13 protein-coding genes and 1 pseudogene are annotated in these 20,918 nt (G+C 50.3%); 1 reads left to right on the forward strand and 13 read right to left on the reverse strand.

Annotated features, from left to right (window positions below):
- Positions 1–37: 37 nt before the first annotated feature.
- The 10 genes from DWV32_RS03135 to DWV32_RS03180 form a co-directional block, all read right to left on the reverse strand.
- The gene (locus DWV32_RS03135) at positions 38–1,492 is read right to left on the reverse strand and encodes a sugar nucleotide-binding protein (RefSeq protein ID WP_117757156.1); all 1,455 of its coding nucleotides are present in this window, start codon (positions 1,490–1,492) and stop codon (positions 38–40) included.
- Between the two features lie 122 nt (positions 1,493–1,614).
- Positions 1,615–2,634 (reverse strand): dTDP-glucose 4,6-dehydratase, encoded by a 1,020-nt coding sequence (rfbB, locus tag DWV32_RS03140; protein WP_117757157.1) that lies wholly within the window; start codon positions 2,632–2,634, stop codon positions 1,615–1,617.
- A gap of 75 nt (positions 2,635–2,709) precedes the next feature.
- A complete protein-coding gene (locus DWV32_RS03145; protein WP_117757158.1) occupies positions 2,710–3,684 on the reverse strand; it encodes a hypothetical protein in 975 nt (324 codons plus the stop codon).
- Between the two features lie 9 nt (positions 3,685–3,693).
- Positions 3,694–4,131 (reverse strand): DUF4869 domain-containing protein, encoded by a 438-nt coding sequence (locus DWV32_RS03150; protein ID WP_117757173.1) that lies wholly within the window; start codon positions 4,129–4,131, stop codon positions 3,694–3,696.
- A gap of 95 nt (positions 4,132–4,226) precedes the next feature.
- On the reverse strand, positions 4,227–5,126 hold the full coding sequence (gene rfbA / locus DWV32_RS03155; RefSeq protein ID WP_117757159.1) for a glucose-1-phosphate thymidylyltransferase RfbA: 900 nt from the start codon (positions 5,124–5,126) through the stop codon (positions 4,227–4,229).
- A 242-nt stretch (positions 5,127–5,368) separates the two neighbouring features.
- Complete coding sequence (locus DWV32_RS03160; RefSeq protein WP_117757160.1) at positions 5,369–7,726, reverse strand: glycosyltransferase family 2 protein; 2,358 nt, start codon at positions 7,724–7,726, stop codon at positions 5,369–5,371.
- 128 nt (positions 7,727–7,854) lie between these two features.
- Positions 7,855–9,279, reverse strand: a complete 1,425-nt coding sequence (locus DWV32_RS03165; RefSeq protein ID WP_158566034.1) for a DUF2142 domain-containing protein — start codon at positions 9,277–9,279, stop codon at positions 7,855–7,857.
- 132 nt (positions 9,280–9,411) lie between these two features.
- On the reverse strand, positions 9,412–10,206 hold the full coding sequence (locus tag DWV32_RS03170; RefSeq protein ID WP_117757162.1) for a glycosyltransferase family 2 protein: 795 nt from the start codon (positions 10,204–10,206) through the stop codon (positions 9,412–9,414).
- A gap of 6 nt (positions 10,207–10,212) precedes the next feature.
- The gene (locus DWV32_RS03175) at positions 10,213–10,563 is read right to left on the reverse strand and encodes a DUF2304 domain-containing protein (protein ID WP_117638167.1); all 351 of its coding nucleotides are present in this window, start codon (positions 10,561–10,563) and stop codon (positions 10,213–10,215) included.
- 11 nt (positions 10,564–10,574) lie between these two features.
- On the reverse strand, positions 10,575–11,270 hold the full coding sequence (locus tag DWV32_RS03180; RefSeq protein ID WP_187361811.1) for a glycosyltransferase family 2 protein: 696 nt from the start codon (positions 11,268–11,270) through the stop codon (positions 10,575–10,577).
- A 132-nt stretch (positions 11,271–11,402) separates the two neighbouring features.
- On the opposite strand from DWV32_RS03180, the gene DWV32_RS03185 reads away from it, so the two are divergent.
- The gene (locus tag DWV32_RS03185) at positions 11,403–12,653 is read left to right on the forward strand and encodes a hypothetical protein (protein WP_147346206.1); all 1,251 of its coding nucleotides are present in this window, start codon (positions 11,403–11,405) and stop codon (positions 12,651–12,653) included.
- Between the two features lie 108 nt (positions 12,654–12,761).
- On the opposite strand, the gene DWV32_RS03190 is transcribed toward DWV32_RS03185, so the two are convergent.
- The 3 genes and pseudogenes from DWV32_RS03190 to DWV32_RS03200 form a co-directional block, all read right to left on the reverse strand.
- Positions 12,762–15,929 carry a hypothetical protein gene (locus DWV32_RS03190; protein WP_117757165.1) on the reverse strand — a complete coding sequence of 1,056 codons (3,168 nt, stop codon included), beginning with the start codon at positions 15,927–15,929 and terminating at the stop codon, positions 12,762–12,764.
- A gap of 185 nt (positions 15,930–16,114) precedes the next feature.
- Positions 16,115–19,150: a L,D-transpeptidase family protein gene (locus tag DWV32_RS03195; RefSeq protein ID WP_117757166.1), complete on the reverse strand. Its 3,036-nt coding sequence runs from the start codon at positions 19,148–19,150 to the stop codon at positions 16,115–16,117.
- A 177-nt stretch (positions 19,151–19,327) separates the two neighbouring features.
- Positions 19,328–20,918 (reverse strand): annotated as a pseudogene (locus DWV32_RS03200) (hypothetical protein); the annotation flags it as partial.

Raw genomic sequence — 20,918 nt, forward strand, 5'->3', positions numbered from 1 at the left:
CGGCGGCTTTTTACTCTCGTCAATTCAATAGCGGCGACTAGAGCGTCTTGAGGTACTCCCCCAGCTCTTCCTCCCAGTCGGGCATGTGGAACCCGACCGACTCGAGCCTGGAAAGGTCGAGCGCGGAGTGGACCGGGCGCGGGGCGATGGGGCCGGAGGCCTCGGCGTAGTAGTCGGCGGTGCTGACCGGCACGACCTTCGCACTGTTGCCGTTCGCGGCCTCGAAGACGGCGCGGGCGATGTCGGCCCAAGACTTGACGGCGCCGGAGCCCGTGCAGTCGTAGGTGCCGTAGGGGGCGTGCGTCCCCAGCACGTGGAAGATGGCCTCGGCCATGTCGCGCGTGAAGGTCAGGCGGCCCAGCTGGTCGTCCACGACGGTGACCTGCTCGAGCCCGTCCTCGGGGTCGGCGACGCGGTCGGACAGGCCCTTCATGGTCTTGACGAAGTTGTGCCCCTCGCCGATGACCCAGCTGGAGCGCATGATGTAGTGGCGCGGGCACCCTGCCACGGCGATGTCGCCGGCGGCCTTGGTCTGACCGTAGACGGACAGCGGGCTGAGGGGTTCGTCCTCCGTGTGGACCTCGGCGGTGCCGTCGAAGACGTAGTCGCTGGACACGTGGACGAGCGTGATGCCGTGCCCGGCGCAGGTGCGTGCGAGAAGGGCGGGCCCCGTCGCGTTGGCCTTCCAGGCGGTCACGCGGCCCTCGGGGGTCTCGGCTTTATCCACGGCCGTGTAGGCGCCGCAGTTGATGACGGTGCCGTAGAGCGACCAGTCGTACTTGGAGTAGGCGTCCGGGTCGGACATGTCGAAGGTGTCGATGTCGCAGAAGTCGAAGTCCTTCGCCACGCCGCGCTCCTCGGCCAGCTTTCGCACCGCATGGCCCAGCTGGCCGTTGCAGCCGGTGACGAGCGTCCTCTTGGGCGCCATGGGGACGACGTCCTTGAGCATCGGGTGGTTGAGGTCGGCCTCGGATACGACGGCTTGGTCGAGAGGGATCGGCCACTCGATGGCGAGCTCCGGGTCGGCGAGGTTCACGAAGGTGTAGGTCCTCTTGAGCTCCAGCGACCAGTGGGCGTCCACCAGGTACGTGTAGGCGGTGCCGTCCTCCAGGGCCTGGAAGGAGTTGCCCACGCCGCGCGGGACGTAGATGGCCCTGGACGGGTCCAGGGTGCAGGTGAACACCTTGCCGTAGGTGGCGCTGCCCTCGCGCAGGTCCACCCAGGCGCCGAAGACCGAGCCGCGGGCCACGGAGATGAACTTGTCCCAGGGCTCCGCGTGGATGCCGCGGGTGACGCCGCGGCTGTCGTTGTAGGAGACGTTGTTCTGGACGACGCGGAGGTCCGGGATGCCCAGGGCGCACATCTTGGCGCGCTGCCAGTTCTCCTTGAACCAGCCGCGCGAGTCGCCGTGGACGGCGAGGTCGACGACCTTGAGGCCCCCGATGCCGGTCTCGGTGACGGAGAGGTCCTTCTCGAATGCGATGTCTGCCATGTGGGAAAAGCTCCTATCGAAGAGGTTGGATAACCGGGGGCGCCCGCGCGGGGACGCAGGATCATCCCCATGCCCTGCGGCCCCGTGCGGGCGCCCCGCGGTGCGGTTCGCCGGGGTTCGGCCTACTGCCCCTGGGCGCGGTAGCGCGCCTCGGTGGCCTCCTTGGCCGGGCGCCACCAAGACTCGTTGGCCACGTACCAGTCGATGGTGGCCCTGAGCCCCTCGGCGAAGTCGGTGTGGGCCGGCCTCCAGCCCAGCTCGCGCTGGAGCTTCGTGCTGTCGATGGCGTAGCGGCGGTCGTGGCCGGGGCGGTCGGCGACCCAGTCGAAGTCCTCGGGGTCGCGGCCCATGGCCTCCAGGATCATGCGCAGCACGGTGATGTTGTTCTTCTCTCCGTCGGCGCCGATGAGGTAGGTCTCCCCCATGCGGCCCTTGGTGAGGATGTCCCACACCGCGGAGCTGTGGTCCTCGGTGTGGATCCAGTCGCGGACGTTCTCGCCCTTCCCGTAGAGCTTGGGGCGGACGCCGTCGACGATGTTCGTGATCTGCCTGGGGATGAACTTCTCCACGTGCTGGTAGGGGCCGTAGTTGTTGGAGCAGTTGGAGATCGTGGCGCGAAGGCCGTAGGTGCGGGTCCAGGCGCGGACGAGCATGTCGGAGCTGGCCTTGGTCGAGCTGTACGGCGAGGACGGGTGGTAGGGCGTCTCCTCGGTGAACTTCGCCGGGTCGTCGAGCGCCAGGTCGCCGTAGACCTCGTCGGTGGAGACGTGGTGGTAGCGGATGCCGTATTTGCGGACGGCCTCCAGCAGGCGGAAGGTGCCCTCGACGTTGGTGCGAAGGAACGGCTCGGGGTCGGCGATGGAGTTGTCGTTGTGGCTCTCGGCCGCGTAGTGCACGATGGCGTCGTGGCCCGGTACCAGCCTATCCAGCAGCCCGGCGTCGCAGATGTCGCCGACGACGAGCTCCACGCGGTCGGAGGGCAGGCCCGCGATGTTCTCGGGGTTGCCGGCGTAGGTCAGCTTGTCCAGGACGGTGACGTGCACCCCGGGGTGGTTGTTGACCACGTAGTGCACGAAGTTGCTGCCGATGAAGCCGCAGCCGCCCGTGACGATGATGTTGTGGGGTTCAAAAATCTCAGACATGAAAATCCAATCTGAAGCATGTATAGCTTCTTTAGTATGCCGCAGGAAGTGACGCCGCGGCACTATTCAACAAAACTATCGGACATTTCGGCATGCGATAAGAGCCATAACCTTCGCAGAATTACCTCCTGTACAAAACGCCTCCGGAATGCAGTCTTTGTCGTAGTGAAAAACCGAATCCCCAGTTATTTCACGTAAGTACATATAGAAGAAATCCTCCCAGCTTTTAAACTCTTTACTGTCAATGTGCTCTTCCGGAGACTCCAGCACCGCCTTAGCATCAAGCCCAGAAATAACGCCGGAGCTCAGTAGAAGCCACTCGAATGATTCGGGAAGACAAACCGTAACAGTATCGCGGTGAATGTCTTGTAGCTTAAGGACGCGGTCCGCATAGCACCCAAATGCCGCTCCGTCCGCGACAACAAACACGCGATCGTCGAGATGCTGATCCAACCAGCCCAAAATCGCGCTGTTCGTCATGGCCGAAGTACAGGTAAGCTCACTGTCAGCGAAATGCCGTTCAAAGAACTGGAAACCAGACTTACTGTCCTCGCATAGAAGGATAGAAAAGTCCTGTTTTGGCGCCGACCGGGAAATAGCATAACGATGATTCCCGCGATCTTGATAAACAGGAACGAAAGAATGGTATTTTCCGCTCGTCTTAATCTTGTAAATCTCATCCACGCTATACGGAAGATTGGGGAAATCAGCCCTTGAGATCAGCACGAAATAATTCGAGGAATACAACACATGATGGGTAAACTCATCAGAATGGATCTCTTTTAAGCCCTCATCGACAAATACAATCGAGTCATGAACGGACGAAAGCTGGTTTCGCCAATCATAATCGGTCAGGGCGACACAGGGACAATCGCATTGCAAGGAAACACCCGACTGCTCACCCGTTCGCATGTAGTCTGCGACCATGTCAAACAGTGCCGTCTTACCCGTGCCACTATCCCCACGCACAATAGCAATGTTCCGTTTGATGGTAAACGTGTACTTGGTTCCCCTGCGGCGGGAAATCTTAACGAGATGCGAACCGTTCATAAGCAGCACCTACAGATACGGAATCGACTCGTGAATCAAATCGGCCATGTTGTGAACGATTCGGCCGCTATTCACGACTTTAATTTTAAAATCCTCGCGACCAAAGTCCATCACATGATACAGATTCACAACGAGCTTGCGGTCTTTCGCCATGTCGAGAATCCACTTGGCACAGTTATCACCACAGGTAGAAGCGTTAAAAATATGCTTACGATCAAATCTCATAAGCAGCAGCGTTTTCACGCCACCAGAAAGCTGGAGTGGAGAAATGGACCCAAGCACAGGGCTTTCGATGACGTTTTCGGAGACAACATCCGATCGATCGACATCTTTAATTATCGAGACTGCATAGAGATCCGTAATCCAAGAAGACCGGTAAGAGTTTTTGAAATATGTCGCTGTGTTGTAAATCGCTTCTGGCATATCGCCAAAGTAGACGCTTAACACATCCACTCCCAATCATATTGTCTTTATGGTCAACGTAATCATAACGAAAGGGGCCACCAGATAAACGGTGGCCCCTAAAAGAAAACAAGCTGGCGCTAGTACTCGCGCGGGCTGTTGACGATCTCGCCGGCGGCGACCTTCTTCAGGTGCTGCCCGTAGACCGACTTGCCGTAGGCCTTGGCCGCCTCCTCCAGCTCCGCGGTCGTGATCCAGCCGTTCTCCCAGGCGATCTCCTCGGGTACGGACACGGGCAGGTCCTGGGAGTGCTCCACGGCGCGGACGAACTCCGCCGCCTCGTGGAGACTCTCCATGGTGCCGGTGTCCAGCCACGCATACCCGCGTCCCAGCGTCACGACGGACAGCGTCCCCTCCTCCAGGTACATCTGGTTGAGCGTGGTGATCTCGAGCTCGCCGCGGGCCGAGGGCTTGACCTCATGCGCCTTGGCGGCGACGTCGCCCGGGTAGAAGTACAGGCCGGTGACGGCGTAGGAGCTCTTGGGCTCCGCGGGCTTCTCCTCGATGGAGACGGCACGGCCCTCCCCGTCGAACTCCACGACGCCGAAGCGCTCGGGGTCGTCGACGTGGTAGCCGAAGACCGTGGCCCTCCCCGACTCGGCGTTCTGGACGGCGCGCGTCAGGTGGCGCGACAGGCCGTTGCCGTAGAAGATGTTGTCGCCGAGCACCAGGGCGCACGGCTCGCCGTCGATGAAGTCCTCGCCGATGGTGAAGGCCTGGGCCAGGCCGTCGGGGCTCGGCTGCTCGGCGTAGGAGAGGTTCACGCCGTAGCGCGAGCCGTCCCCGAGCAGGCGCTCGAAGTTGGGCAGGTCGGTCGGCGTGGAGATGACCAGGATGTCCCGGATGCCCGCCAGCATGAGGGTGCTAAGCGGGTAGTAGATCATGGGCTTGTCGTAGACCGGCAGCAGCTGCTTGGAGGTCACGAGCGTGAGCGGGTACAGGCGCGTGCCGGACCCGCCGGCGAGGATGATGCCTTTCATAGCTGATAAGCCTTCCAAAACATAGTCATAGTGTTAATTCAAGTTAATTATAAGATTAAGGAAGTTCCAAGGCGTGGACTATGCACAAGAACTATGCACAAGAACCATGAACCAAATGAACACATACACAATTATATTTACAGAGTGCCCAGGAGACAAAGCATTGCTTGGCTTCGTCAGTAAACAGTGGCCAATCCGCACTAGGTTGCATACGTACGGACTGGCCCATCAGACAAAGCAAGCTAACGTGTGCTCATCGGACAATGGTAAGGGTCACCATTTACATAATAATCGGCCCATGCAGTCCGCAATTTACCCTGTTCACGCATAAAACGAGCCCTCTTTGCACCAGTTTCATAACCACGGCTAAACGACTCATAGTGGTAAAGAAGCGCATCAGCATCAAACACGACCAACTGATCAAGAGAACGAACCCTTAGGCAATAATCAACATCATTAAAGGCCACTTCAAAACTTTCATTAAAACCGCCCAGCCGTTCGAATATAGAGCGTTTCGTCATCATGCAGGCTGCAGTAACAGCGGAAAGGTCCTGAGAGATTACAGCTCGGCGCATATAGCCAGGATCGTCACGGTCAATATTATTGAAGACGTGAATGGGGCCGCCCATTTCGTTCTCGCTGTTGCAGTAAATCATTAAAACGCCAGCATGCTGAACGGTGTTATCAGGGTAGAGAAGTTTTGCGCCAACGGCACCCACATCATCGCGTTGGCAGAAACCAAGCATTGAAGAAAGCCAGTTCGGCTCAATAACTTCAGTATCATTATTCAAGAACAAAAGGTACTCGCCATTGGTCATACCGACACCGTAGTTATTAATAGCAGAATAATTAAAGGGGCCTTCCCAGGTTGCAACTCGAACATTATCAAAAGTGGCGCAAACGCTGTCGTAATACTCGAATGTCTCTTTCTCGACACTATTATTTTCGATAATAAGGATCTCGTAGCTCGAATAAGATGTTTTGCTTTCAATTGAATCAATACATCTACGGAGAACTTCAACGCTGTCCTTGTTTGGAATAACAATACTTACAAGGGGCTCATCCTTAATGGCGTATGAAACATGATAGAAACAGGGGGTATCGGTCAGCTCCGCTACGGCATTTAGGCCGCACCTATCCAAATGCTCTTGCAAAGCACGTTTGCCTGCCTCGTCGGCATAATTCTTATTACCAGCACTCTTAGCGGTAGACGAATCGCTGATACGCCAGTGATAGAGAACCTCGCGAACATGGAAAATATTCTTAGTTCTTTCGCAAAGACGCAGCAAGAAATCATAGTCTTGTGCACCATCGAATGATTTGCGAAGCATGAGATCTTTAACAAATGAAACACGAACACAGAGCAAATGAGTAATGTAATTGTGAACACGTAAAAGATCGAGATTCAAGTCAGATTTATAGTGAGGGTCGACATACTCACCATCTTCATTTAAAAAGTCTTCGTCACAATACAGGGCATCTGTTTCAGGATGAATCGATATCCGTTCCGCATACCTGTATAGGGCAAATCGATCGAGCGTATCGTCATGATCGAAGAACACAATGTAGTCACCGGAAGCAGCCTCAATACCGGCGTTTGTATTCTCAGCAATTCCCTTGTTTTCAGTTAAGGGAACAACCTTAACTCTTGAATCCGACAGTCTAGCAAGCTCATCAGAAAGCGCAGCATTATTCGGGCTAGCATTTACAAGAATTAACTCCCAATTTTCATAAACCTGCTCCTCAACCGAATTAACCATATCCCAGAAAAAAGAGACAGGGGTATTGAAGAGAGGAACAATAATGCTAAATTTCACACCCTGTTGAATTGAGGGGACATCGTTAGAGCGAACGAAAGATAGCGAACGATTTCGCATTTTTGAAGCGTGTGCATAGGACTCAATATAAGCAGATTTATAAAAGACGGGAGACTTCGAATCCAGCATAAATTTAACAGCAGCCGGGTCGAGAGACAGAAAACCTGAGCCATAGGGGGAGTCTCCAGAAGCAACCAAGCAAAATGTCTTATCGCCCTTAGGAATCCTCAATGAAAAACTTGTCTCGTAGCGATGAAAACCCTGAAAGCCAATCTGAGAAGTATGTCCCATTCCGACATGATACTCATCGAGTATGTTTGAATCTCCGTTAGTCACATATACATTCTTAACGGAATCTCGCTGTGGGGAACAAATAACCCCCTTAATGATAATCTCATCTTTGTTATATGCCTCAATTGCGACATTACAACGAACGTGTATTTTTCCAAAAAATGAATCAGATTCAATATCCCTAAACCGAGATGTTAATGAAGAGTTAATTTTATAGTTGAATCGAGATAGCCATTTTATAGCATTAAAAGATAATCTTGTTTTAAACCCGCACTTTCCGGTTACGGAAATCAACAAGCCCTTACAGGAAAGAAGAGGGACCGCAATAGTGGCAACTTCTTCTTTAAGTTGATAATGAAGCGAAAACGGAACGCTAGCCCCCGCATCTGTAACAACGCTAACAGAAATATTATCTATTTCGCTCTGCTGCAAGAAGAACGGAATATACGCGGCACCGAATCCCCGACATATCCCTCGATAACTAATGCCCATAAAAGTGACCAACCTTTTTAAAGTAGAAACTAATAAGAATAATCAGATGAAATACTCTCTAGCAAAGTTTTAACGATAACAATTCACTCACAAACGGCAAGGATAGGATGCCGACAGAATATAGGATGCTAAAGCGCCGCTATACTGATCAATCTAACTATATAGATGCAATTAGCGAGACAGGTGCCATAGAGCACAAGATTGCAGACATTCGCCTCGCATCTAACTTTAGCTGTCCTCAATCCAAACATCAGCACAGGAAGGGCGGGTAAAAAATACCTCCCCTGAACACCCATAATGAGTTCCTCCGTATTAAACGTCCATCCGATCCACATCGAAACAAAGGCTCCAGCAAAAGCAACCAGAAACGCCACAACAAATGCTACGGCGACTTTCGGAGCTAGATAGCAGTCATCTGACGCTGACCCCACAAGGCACATGAACCCAAAAAACAAATATGGGAGCATTAAAAAGGTCGGCATAATTAAACTCTTTTGAAACCAGCCAAGCGAATAACCAAGAGTAGTCAACCAATAAAAATCACCTAACGAATCAAAAGTAGCCATAAGCATCTTAAAGCTGTGACAGGGATGAAAGATGATGTCAGAGAGAGTGTAGAAAGTGCCAGTCTCTAGCCCGCGAACCGATTGACCGCTTTGGGCAGTTAGGTTAGCAATCGACGCCGTTCTAAACAAAATTACCGATGTGAGCATTACAAACACAAGGCCAATTTTAAAGAACTTGCCATCGCGTTTTGACTTAAATTTAGATAAGGGGATAAGCAAAAATAGACATATTATTCCTGAATAGATAACTTTACACGGAGCAAGTAAAGCGCTGAACAGAAACACCAGCGCAATAAATCGGCTGTCCAAGTGACCATCTGAAGAAAAAAAACCCTTCATCAAAAGCGAAAATACAATTAAAGAATAGCCGATAATTCCAGAATCATATGAATAAGAAGCCGCAAGATGGAGCGTCATGGGCAGGAAAGACACAAAAGCAATGATGCATTTGCCCTTCGGAGCAGTCTTAAAAGCAAAAAAAGAGCAGGCCACAAAAACGACAATAGATCCAATACGACCAAGATAAAACGTTAAATATGAGTTCAAATTTAAGCTGAGCCCTAGAAAAAGACCTACAAGAGACCCAATCTTTGCAGGAATATTTTCGCTACCAAAGGTATAACTTATTTCAGAAAATTTCTCGATTTTTAGATTAGATGTAGTCGAAAAGAGGCCCTTAATTAAATCGTTATAGTTCGCTCCAGATATATAAGGATCTGTGTTTCTGTATAAATCGTAATCTGATGAACGAACATAAAATCCGTCAGATGCTACCCCATGCCCGCCGGGCAACATATCAAGAAGCCAATAAGACGAAAAAAAATGATGTGCTTCATCTGGTACAGAAAAAGGGGTGAATACAAAGCACATTAAGAGACAGAAAAACAAAAGTAATAGCAAGTACTTCGCATTATCGGAAATCCGAATAGAATCGTTAGCAACAATTAAAAGAAAGACCAAGCACAACGCAGCTTCGGTAACGAGCACAATCAGTCTAGGATTTAACATAAACCAATATAAGCAAAATAAAATGAAGCAGAAGCATCCGGCAAACCGGACCAGCGATTTACAATTAAGCATTAAAAGCTCCAAGAGTTAAGGGGCAAAAACGAATATATCCTATACGTCATTGCTGCGCATGCTGAATGAATAGAAATAGTTCAAAATCCGGGCCAAAGGTTTGGGCCAGAACTTCAGAAACATTTCTAGATCCTCCCTGCTTCTAGTTTCATCTTTTATAGAAGCAGTAGTTTCAGAGCCTTCATGAATACGATGCCGCATCAAAATGCTAGCCGAATAAGCAAAGGAGCCATCCAGGCGCGAAAAACGCTCCCAAGTTTCCCAATCAAGACTGCATTTCATATCATCTAAAAAAAGAGGGGTTGGGAGAATTGATGAGTTGTAAGTTACCGATGGGCAACAAATGGGAGAGCCGAATGAGAGAAGACGATGCTTTTCCCTTCTGCTCGCAAAATACCCTTTCTTCTTTATACCTCGAAGCAGGAATCTTTTAAAATTCAAAAGAGGAGTGTCATCGACGGGTTCATCGTTTCTGAGCTCTCCATAATCTGAAAAAAAGATCGACATATCACTGACCAAATTTGCACATTCGAGCATCTTCTTCGTATATTCAGGAAGGTACACATCGTCCTGATGAGCAATTGTGACTAGTGACGTCTCAGCATGCTCAACGGCACAATTCCAGTCATGAGCAATTCCGGGTTTACCACTATTGATAAATAGCGGTAAACCGTTTTTATTAGCAATGGACTGAATATGATTGTTTGGTGTCGAAGTCGAAATAATGATATTCGATCTGACCGTTTGGCTCATCAAAGACGAGACGCACTCTCCCAAATAAGGAGACTCACCATATGCACAAACCACGAAGGTGTGGTCATCGGAAGTAAACACCGTAAATTACTCCTCGCGGATTGATTCGATCTCTTTCTCCAATAGAGCTATCCGTTGACTTAAATTAGCGATAGCTGTTGCCTGCTTGCTCGACAAGCAACCCAGAGAAAGAACAATACATAACAGAAATAAAAACCCAACAACGAAAATGAAGTTAGATAAAGTCGCGAACCCGAAAAAGGACGATATCACATATAAAGGTTGGGGAAAAAGCGCACACACCAGCAACGCGAGGACAAGCCCAAGCCACAAAAGCGAATACTTCAATTGCAGCTTATCTTTAAGAACAAGGCGAAGGACAAATACCGCCAAAAGCAAGCATGCAGCAATTATTCCGACACGCAACGACATTTGCATAGTAAAGATCCTCAATTCGAATAAGCGGAAATAATAATTGCAAGTGTTACCTTTATCATGTAATAAACGCTGCTAAATCCAGAAATGGAAGACTTTCCTCCCTGGCGCTCCTTCATTACAACCGGTACCTCGGTAACGGAAAGACCCTTAACCATTGCAGCAACAGCCGAGTCCGGTTCTGGATAATCCGCTGGATACTTTTTACAAAAAAGCCCTATCGCCTTTGCTCCACATGCCCTAAAACCAGAAGTCGGATCTGAAATTTTAGAGTGAGTCGTGATTGAAATAACGTAAGAAAGCCACTTTATTCCAAGACGCCTCATGAATGTCGATTGAAAACCATCGGTCTTCTCAAGAAAGCGAGACCCAATTACGAGGTCGCTTCCATTTGCAATCTCCTTAATTAGATGCGGGATATACGATGGATCATGTTGACCGTCGCCGTCAACTTGAACGTCAATGTCATAACCAAACCGTTGAGCATACTTATGCCCCGCCTGCACAGCACCACCAATGCCCAAATTCTGAGGTAAGTCGAGCACATTTATGCCATTGTCCTTACAAATCTGGAGGGTATCATCTGTCGACCCGTCATTAACGACAACATAATCGTAACCACAATCTACGACAGATTGAACGGTTGCAACAATATTATCTTCCTCGTTATATGCGGGAATTATCACCAGCACGCGCGATTTAGAAACCATCATTATCCTTAGAAGAACATCAGTAACCCTAAAAGTATAGAACACAGTGTGAAACAATTATCATCAACCAAAAGTTTCACTATCATTATGCATCATCTATTTATATGAGACCGAAAAGTGTGGTTAAGTACCGTGAACATTCAAATTGAAAGACATTCAAAGCAGAGAGCTATTGAGCCATTATCAGTAGCACAGAATACCTTTTTTAATGCAATAGGATGTCTTTGCTATCTTGGCTGCCAATGGGTTACGACCGTAATGGTTGTAAGGCTTTCGTCTTCCTATGGAAACTCCGGTCTCTATGCCTTCGCAATGGCAACGGGAATTATATTTGCCTCAATAGCTTTATATAAAGTGCGCACATTCCAAGTATCTGATATTTCAAATCAATTCAGCAACTCAAGCTATATCGCATTTCGCTTAATAACAATTCTTATCGGCTGGATCGTTTGCGCCGTCTATATCCCCATAGCCACAAATCGCCAAATGAGTCTAATCACCGTCTCGTTCCTTTACCTTGTCTTTAAAACAGATGAGAGCTTTAGCGATGTGCTGTATGGCATTTATCAAAAGAACGGAAGAATGGACTATATCGGCATTTCGCAATTCATTCGAGGCTTTTTATCACTTTGTACTTTTTCAGCTGGATTAGCCTTAACGGATAGCCTTTCAACTGCCATTGTTTCAATGGCAGTAAGCTGCATGCTTGTCACTATTGTTTACGACTTGCCGCACGCAAGACGATTCGGTTCCATCAAGCCCATTTTTGATAATTCAACACTATTATCGTTGGCCAAAATATGCTTCTTTGCAATGTTAGCTAGTCTGTTAGCCAACTCCATTGTATCTTCGGTTCGCCAGTATTTCGGTATTGTGAACGGAAGCGAAGCACTCGGACATTATGCAAGTGTTGCGACACCTGCAGTTTTAATTCAAGTTGCTGCCACCTACTTGTATAGCCCGCTAATCGGAAAACTCGCTGCAGATCTCAAGAAAGATAGAGTTCTATTTCTCAAATCATTTATTAAAACCATGGGAATGCTCATTCTCGTAATGGGTATTTGCGTTTTAGCTTTAAGTCTCGTTGGCAGCAAACTGTTAATCATTGCATTCGGAGACAGCATTCAGCCCTACACATATTTGTTCCTATACGTTTTAATCGCGACAGCAGCTGTAGGCCTTCTTCTTTATTGCAATGACGTTTTGATTATCCAAAGACGAATGAAGCAAACACTGATCTGCAATGGCGTCGCTTTCACATGCGCCATTGTTAGCGCCATACCCCTTATTGCTATATCCGATATGAATGGCATCAACTACTCAATTATCCTTGGTTGTTCAATAGCAATTCTAAGCTCGCTGTTCTGCATTATCCGTAGGTAGCCCTTTACCAACGTCACTATCTATTTAAAATGCGCAATATCAAATAAACCAATGGGGCGATATCGAAATACTGATATCGCCCCATTGGTTTCAGCTTCTATTTATACGCTAGCTTTTGTCAACCAGCTTAACCTCAAACGCTTCCATATGCAGGGCTTCTCCAGTCGTGCCGGCGCACTCGCCCGATTTAACCCAATTGAGCCAGCCCTTGCTTTGCACATGAGCTCTATAGACGACGTCATAATGCTTGGCGAGATCACCCGTAAGCTTAATTTCTACAGCTTCAATAGAAAGAGACTTACCCGTGGTGCCGGCCAGCTTGCCGTTCTTGACCCACTTTTGCCAGCCGATATTCTGAACATGAGCTCGATACTCGATGTTACCGGAATACCCAAGGTCGGGCTTGCTAATCGTCAACGCCTCAACAGCAAGATTTCGACCAGTTGTGCCCGCCGTCATGCCCTCATAAACAGGTTCCTGCCAACCAAGGTTTGAAACATGAGCCGTTATTGAAAAAGTTCTCTGAATAGAGGGCCGACTCGTATCCCCTGGTGCAGGCGAACCCTTTTCAACCAAAACGACCTGGTATGCCTCGAGCCTCAAGCCAAACCCAGTCGTTCCGGCAACCTGATCATTGCAGGCCCAGCCAAGCCAGCCCTTATCCTGAACATGAGCACGATAGTAAACGTCATAACGATTGGCCATCTCACCAGTAAGTCGAATTTGGATAGCCTGGACAGACTTGCTCTGACCCGTAGTACCGGAGACTTCTCCCTCTTTCACATAGTCTTGCCAACCGTAATCGGAAACATGCGTCCTGTATTCCAAGCTGCCATCGTAGGGAGCATTCTGCAGGTTGAGAGTAATAGCCTCGACAGCTTTTGACTGACCGACGGTCCCGGAAGTATTTCCTCCCTTGGAAGCCGACTGCCAGCCGTCATTCGAAACATGCGAAGTTGCCAAGACGTCAAGAGAGCCTCTTGACGTCTTGACGACGTCGTAGCCAGACTCACCTTTTTTGAAATAAGTCAAAGCACCGCTATCGTGCGAATAGATAGCGAAGTCGTAATTGGTCGTAGCAAGTATGGCATCCGAAAATTCCACGAGATAGCAGGAGTCATCTTGCTTGCAAAGGGACCTGATAGCCGCGTCTGAGTCCTCAGTAATAGGCGAAGCAAACCAATCCATAATCGAATAATCGATAGCAGCGCCGGGCTTCAACGCTTCGGACTTCGTGGAATTCCAAAGTCCACCGGCGGCATCGGCGCTAGCCGAGTTGTATGTACTAGACCCGTAGCCCGACAGCCCAATCTCCGGATTAAAGAAAAGGATCAGTTCCGCAGCAACGGAAGAATCAACATCGGTAATACCAAGACGGTCAAGCTGCTCCTGCTTTTGGGGATACATGCCCGTCGGTGTGTTCGGATGCCCCTTGTAATAATACAAGTAGTCATCGCCATAGATGACTTCCGTCAAGTTGGCATAGTCGTCAAAATTCTGCTCGTAAGAAACATACGTTCCAAGCAGCATCATTACCTTTTTGCCCTGTTGAGTCGCCGCATCAAAATAACCATCGTTAAAGTTGTACAGTGCCTTAAACGCTTGGACCGTATCCTCTCCCCTATTTTGCAAGCTCGTAAGCATACTCGAAACGTTTACTTTCTTAACGTTGGGGTCTGAGGCTATTCTATTGGCAAAAGCATTATCGTCACCGCTTGTAAACAAATTGGTGCGAGTCATCCACCACTGAGTACCGGGCTCAATACTCAGCACGGCATACATAGAATCCCAGTGATCGTGATAATCGCTATACGACTTTGAGACCTCACCGGTTTCGTATTCCTTATTCTTAGCAGCGTTCCATAAAGCAATCAGCTCAGCTTGCTTAGAATCTGGATCCTTGACGTCAAAGGCCTCGTTGGTAAATACATACGTGGCAGAGCCATCGGACAACAGCCGAATGGAGTATTGACCAGTGGGAATTTTATTGGCGTAAATCATCCTATGAATCAACGAACAGGTAATGTCATTGATATACAGATTGAACTTTGCATTGGGGTTGATCTTGAAGAGAGCAGCGACATAATCCGCGAACGCCTGATAGCTCGAACCAGAAGCATTCTCCTCACGAGTCAGATACGGAAGGCCATACATCCCGGACGGAAGCGAGTTCCAGTTATAAGCACTTGGACGATCGAGCATTACAATCGACGGAATGGTCGTTCCGGCAGAAGAGGTGCTGATATCCCAGAAAGATAGCGAATAGAGAACAACAGGGAAAGAAGCACTCAAAGGGGCAAGGTTGTATTCACTCGCAGAAATGCCGATTGACTGATGGTCCTCATGAACGATGTTTCCGTTCTTCAAATACTGCAACGAAACGTCAAACGGACCATAATCGCTAAATTCAATTTCACTGGAGCTGGAATCCAAATCTCCGAGTGCGATCGTGCTGGAAACAGAACGGGTAACCTTCCCTCCATACGACATGGAGCCCGCCACCCTTATCGAATCAGCGATACCGAGTCGTTTTATATCCTCGACCTGCGGAATATTCAGGGTTACTTTAGTCGTCTCCCCAACCTGAGAAAGAGAGCAATTAAAGACATACGGGACATAGGCTCCAGTGGTATCGCCGGGCGCCGCTTCACCCTTCTTTACAATAACGATCTGTATTGCTTCAACGGCATAAGACCAACCGGTGGTTCCCGCAGTCGACCCATTTGAGGCCCATCCAAGCCAACCGAAATTAGAAGCATGAACGCGATAATACAGGTCATAAGAAGTTGCTCTTTCACCCGTCAGCTTGAGCTCGACGGCTTCAATCTGAAGGCCCTTTCCCGTTGTGCCGGAGACGGCTCCATTAGAAACCCAATCCTGCCAGCCTTCATTTTGAACATGAGAGCGGTATTCGATACCAAGGTCTTCTGAATCAGGGAGGGAAACCCTGAGTGCCTCAATCCTACGAGACTGACCTGTTGTACCAGAGATCGAGCCATTCGATGTGAACGTCGACTCCCAGCCAACGCCTGAAATGTGAGATTTATAGCTGACGTCCGGGGCCGCCTCTTTGGGCTCCACGACAACATCAATCGAAGGCGCCGTTTCATCGACTACAGTAGCAGTTTGATCCGAGGAGTCGGATTGGGTCTCTGGAACGGATTCATATTCGTTGGGACCAACATTTTGATCTGCCCAACAAGCCAAAGGGCTCAAAAGCAGCATCGACATGAAGCAGGAAATCAGAACAACGAATGTTCTAAATTGCCTTTTCAAGAGAATCGCCTCCTAGATAGACTGTCGTCAATAACCATACTATCGGGAGTAGGCTTCATTATTGCCACCAATTAGGTGAACGAAGAAAAAGGAGCCCCATCCAAAGGCTAGGGCCCTTTCCCATTGCCAAAACTACGGCAACAGGAAAGGGCCCTCCAACAAACTCTCGGCACTTACGGGAATAGCTAGTAGACTACCACCTTGGTAGCAAGGGGCACGTTATCCCAAATCCATTTAGCGCGATCGATGGGTAAACGCACGCAGCCTTGTGAAATATGCATTCCCATTCGACTGTCCATGGGGTTAAAAGTTCCCTGGTAGTACGGTATCGAATGGAACAGATAGTCCCCGTAAAACTGCGTGTAGTAGTAGCAGGTATACCCATGTCCAAACGAATAGCCCTTGCCGGTGACGGTATACTCACCCGTAGGCGTTGGAGTGCTAGGGGCGCCAGTAGAGCAAGTCCAGTACTGGGCGTAGCTCCACGAACCGCGCTGTCCACGAAGAACTCCCAGGCGGCATGCTTGTCTATCAACCGCAATTAGCCAGCTTGTATTGCTCGAATATCTATTAGCTCGAGCAAGCATGGCCATCATATCGGCAGGCAGTAAGGGCTGATCGGTAAACGGGCGCCCAGTCGGACCAGGAGCAGCAGCGCCCTTGGGAACAATCTTCACTTGAACTGACTCGACTCTACAGCCTATCCTCGACGTGCCCGCAGGCTGCCCATTTGAGGTCCAGTCGAGCCACCCAAAGTCTTGGCAATATGCTCGATACCAGATATCAAAGTAGTTCGACAGATCACCAGTCAGCCTAATCTTAAAAGCCTCGATGCGCTTAGCACGGCCTACAGTACCAGCAACATTCCCATCGGAAGTCCAGCCTTGCCAACCCACATCCTGCACATGGGCAGAGTACTCAATACCGCCCGATACGCTACTGGAGACGTTTAGCTTCAGTGCCTCAATCGCAAGTGATCTGTCCGCCGTTCCCGCAATGCCGCCGTTGCCAACGGGATTCATCCAACCAAGCGTGGCCACATGCGCCTGGAGCGTTAGGGCTGGTACCGAGATAAATGCGGGCACAGACGACGCACCAGGATCACCGCCCTTCGCCACAAGCTTAATTTGGACAGCTTCTATCTGGATATTAAGCCCGGTAGTTCCAGCGGAATCGCCGTTTTTGGCCCAACCCAACCAACCATAGCCCGCCGAATGAACTCGATAGTAAATGTCATACTGATTCGCAAGGGAACCATTTAAGCGCAGCTCAAGAGCCTGAATGGCCAATCCTTGTCCAACGGTCCCAACATAACCGGCAGATCGCCATTCCTGCCAACCAATATTGGCAACATGTGCTCTTGCCTCAATTTGAGAATCGTCATCCACGCCGGACAACGACACATTCAAAGCTTGAAGAGAAAGCGATTGTCCCGTTGTGCCGGCTACCTGCCCATCTAAAACAGATGGAGACCACCCACGATTAGCGGAATGTGCCTGATAGACAACATGAGGGTGATCAGCGGAAGTATCGGAAACAAATTCACCATCCGTTACACCGGGCGCACTGCCCCCTTTGCTGACAATTTGCACTTCGACAGCCGCAAGGAATGAACCGGATACTGTTGCCCCCGCATCCGCACCATTGCAAATCCAGCCAAGCCAACCTTTTTTGGAGTCAAAGCAGCGATACCAAACGTCATAGGCATTTGACAAATCACCTGTAAGAGTCAATCTCACAGCCTTTAAAACACGCCCATTGTTTTTAGAGTTAAGCGCAACGCCGTCTGAAACAACATCACCCCATCCACCAAATTCATAGCAACCTGAATAACCGATTGAACCTAAAGTCTCTTGATTATCAAATGAAATAGAAAGCGAAGTTAAAGGTTCAGAGCCGCTCTCTGAACCCAACAAGATCGATTTGCCTTGTGCGGAGCCCAGACTTTTCCCGTTAAGACCGAACGAGCTACCGCTCAGAATATCCGTAGCTCCAATAAAATGATTCGCTGTATCGCCAGGGGTAGAGCTGCCCTTTTCGACCAACAGAATCTGAACCCCCTGGATAGCGGCGCCCTTCGCCGCAGAACCCGCAGGGGACCCATTCGATGTCCAGCCCAGCCATCCACCCAAATTGCAAGCAAAGACACGATACCAAATGTCATATGCAGCAGATAGCTCGCCGTTCAGCTTAAACTGAACGGCCTCAATGGATCGAGACTGCCCCGTCGTGCCAATGACGCCTGAAGACCAGTCTTGCCAACCAAAGCCAGAGACGTGCGCGCGAGAGGAAATAGAGCCTCCGTGACCATACCAATTAACACCAAGCGACAGTGCCTCGATTGCATTTCTTGAGTCAATGGCCCCAGATGTCTTTCCGTCCGCGACGGCGCTCATCCATCCAACATTAGAGACATGAGATCGATAGGAAACAGTAGGCGGTTCCTGAGAGTGATCCCTAAAGGCATCGCCTCGCGTTGGCGCATCTTGAGCATTTTTTGGAAGCACCTTAATCTGAATAGCTTCAATCTGATAAGCATAGCCCTGCGTTCCAGCAGGCCCACCATTTGAGGCCCAGCCAAGCCAACCAACATTTGCAGAATGAACGCGATACCAAATGTCATACGAATCAGAAAGACTGCCCGACAAGGATAGCCTGATTGCCTCGATGGCTCGCGACTGTCCAACTGTTCCAGAAACCTGCCCGTTGCCCACCGGCTGAGGCTCCCATCCGATCCCGGAAATGTGCGATTGGACCGAAATGCTGTCATTCCCCAAAGGGCTGCCATCCTGTGAAAGCAGATTGATCTTGAGGGCTTCGACGCGCTTTGCACGACCTGTAGTACCGGCCGTCATTCCATTTGAAACGGGAGCTTGCCAACCAATATCCTGCACATGAGCCTGGTATGAAACAGAGCCAAATACAGTGGATACATCATTTTCGGGTTTCGCCGAATCAGTTGCATTGGAGGTAAACTCGCTAGAAACGGATGAGGGAGAATCATCGTCTGACAAAGTCGGCTGCTCGACTTCAACCCCGCGTTGTTCATTATTTAAGACAGGGCCCTCGTCTTTCGAGCTGCTGGCAGCACCGTCGGAATAATCAGTAGCCTCCGGCTGCACCTGTAAAGTATCAGCCCAGACAGAAAGAGGCGTCATAAGACATTGGAGGATTAGTAATGGCGTCATTGCCGTTGCTAGCAACCGTTGCGTCTTTTTCATTCGACTCCCCCATCACTCGACCATCTTTAGCATCATTATTTACCGTTTCGGCAATTGCTTAAATACCGAAAACGTGAATGGCACTTAAATAGAAACGAACGGACCGTTGCAAAACGACCCGTTCGTTTAAGTCAGAGTATCTGTTAGAACGCGCGTGAAGACACGAATTGCGATCAGCTATGCAAGCGGCACGTTGTCATACCAGCCCCATTTTGGCTTGTATGAGGTGGAATAATAATCCAACCAATACGCCATATCGAGTGTCCTAATCTGACCGACGTTATCCATTACCTGATTATTGCCGATATAAAGACAAACGTGACCGTAAATGCTGCCCATGCGTGTATGCGTATGCGAAGGAACGGCAATGACCATTCCGACTTTCAGCTGAGAATAATCGATGTATTTACAATAATCCCAGTAGTAATCGCAGGCATCCGTATGGACGTTCCTAAATCCGGCACGCTCGTAGATATCTGCAATCCACTCGGAGCACAATCCCGGACCAGGAGACGGTACCTGTCGGGCAAGATCTACAATCTTCTTCTGCATGGGATTTGCAAACACGGAAGGTTGCCCAAGCAAACACGGCGAAACGGTGCTTCCGGGGGCATTGGCGCCCTTCCTTGTAAGGCGAACTTGAACAGCTTGGACATGCGTTCCATAACCAGTGCTACCGGCAACTGCACCATTTCTAGTCCAACCAAGCCAGCCGACGTTATCGACATGGACCCTATACCAGACATCGAAATAAGTTGCCAAGTCACCTGACAGGGTGACTTTAATTGCTTCAACCGAATTGGACTCAGTAGCAGACGACAGTTGATCCCCGTTTGACTTACCAGAAGTCCAACCTACATTCGAAAGATGCAGTTGATAATTAATCCCGCCGGCAACAGATGAACAAGTTTTAGCCGAAAACCCGGTGATGGGAATTCCCTGACCAGTTGTACCGGACATCTCTCCGGCCGAGACAGAATTCTGCCAAGCACCTTTAACCTGAGAGGAATACGTCACCGTAGGTATTTCAAGATGGGAATATCCCGACGTATTAGGATGGGAAGCACCCTTCTTAATGAGCTTAATCTGAACAGCCTCGAGGGAACAGGACATACCGGTGGTGCCAGCCTCCTCGCCGTCCTTGGTCCAGGCCATCCAGCCGATGTTGGAGGCGTGGACGCGGTAGTAGACGTCGTAGTCCTTCGCGAGGGAGCCCGTGAGCCTCAGGCGAACGGCCTCGACGGCGCGTCCCTGGCCGGTGGTGCCGCCCTCGGAGGCCGAGGGGGTGTCCCAGCCCTGCCAGCCGACGCCCGAGACGTGGGCGTCGATCTGGACTGAAGAGCCGTCCGAGTAGTCGGAGCTGTCGAGCGAGAGCTTGAGGTCCTCGAGGGCGAGGCCGCGGCCGGTGGTGCCGGCGGTCGCACCGTCGGACACGGCCCCCTGCCAGCCCACGTTGGAGACGTGGGCGCGGTAGGTCAGGGACATGGGCTTCTTCTTGAAGGCGTAGTCGACGTTGGCGCCGTCGGACGAGGGGGCGGCGTCTCCCTTCTTGACGAGCCTGATCTGGACGGCCTCAACGCTCCTGCCGAAGCCCGTGGTGCCGGCCTCCTCGCCGTCCTTGGCCCAGGCCATCCAGCCGATGTTGGAGGCGTGGACGCGGTAGTAGACGTCGTAGTCCTTCGCGAGGGAGCCCGTGAGCCTCAGGCGAACGGCCTCGACGGCGCGTCCCTGGCCGGTGGTGCCGCCCTCGGAGGCCGAGGGGGTGTCC

The sequence above is a fragment of the Collinsella sp. AF04-24 genome (genome assembly GCF_003465685.1).
In the GTDB taxonomy this organism is placed as follows: domain Bacteria; phylum Actinomycetota; class Coriobacteriia; order Coriobacteriales; family Coriobacteriaceae; genus Collinsella; species Collinsella aerofaciens_AP.

Bases quoted from the DNA above. Each gene is read 5' to 3' on its own strand.
- DWV32_RS03160 (WP_117757160.1), bottom strand. From the start codon at position 7,726: ATGGGCATTAGTTATCGAGGGATATGTCGGGGATTCGGTGCCGCGTAT.
- rfbA (WP_117757159.1), bottom strand. From the start codon at position 5,126: ATGAAAGGCATCATCCTCGCCGGCGGGTCCGGCACGCGCCTGTACCCG.
- rfbB (WP_117757157.1), bottom strand. From the start codon at position 2,634: ATGTCTGAGATTTTTGAACCCCACAACATCATCGTCACGGGCGGCTGC.
- DWV32_RS03145 (WP_117757158.1), bottom strand. From the start codon at position 3,684: ATGAACGGTTCGCATCTCGTTAAGATTTCCCGCCGCAGGGGAACCAAG.
- DWV32_RS03180 (WP_187361811.1), bottom strand. From the start codon at position 11,270: ATGGTTTCTAAATCGCGCGTGCTGGTGATAATTCCCGCATATAACGAG.
- DWV32_RS03195 (WP_117757166.1), bottom strand. From the start codon at position 19,150: ATGAAAAAGACGCAACGGTTGCTAGCAACGGCAATGACGCCATTACTA.
- DWV32_RS03175 (WP_117638167.1), bottom strand. From the start codon at position 10,563: ATGCAAATGTCGTTGCGTGTCGGAATAATTGCTGCATGCTTGCTTTTG.
- DWV32_RS03135 (WP_117757156.1), bottom strand. From the start codon at position 1,492: ATGGCAGACATCGCATTCGAGAAGGACCTCTCCGTCACCGAGACCGGC.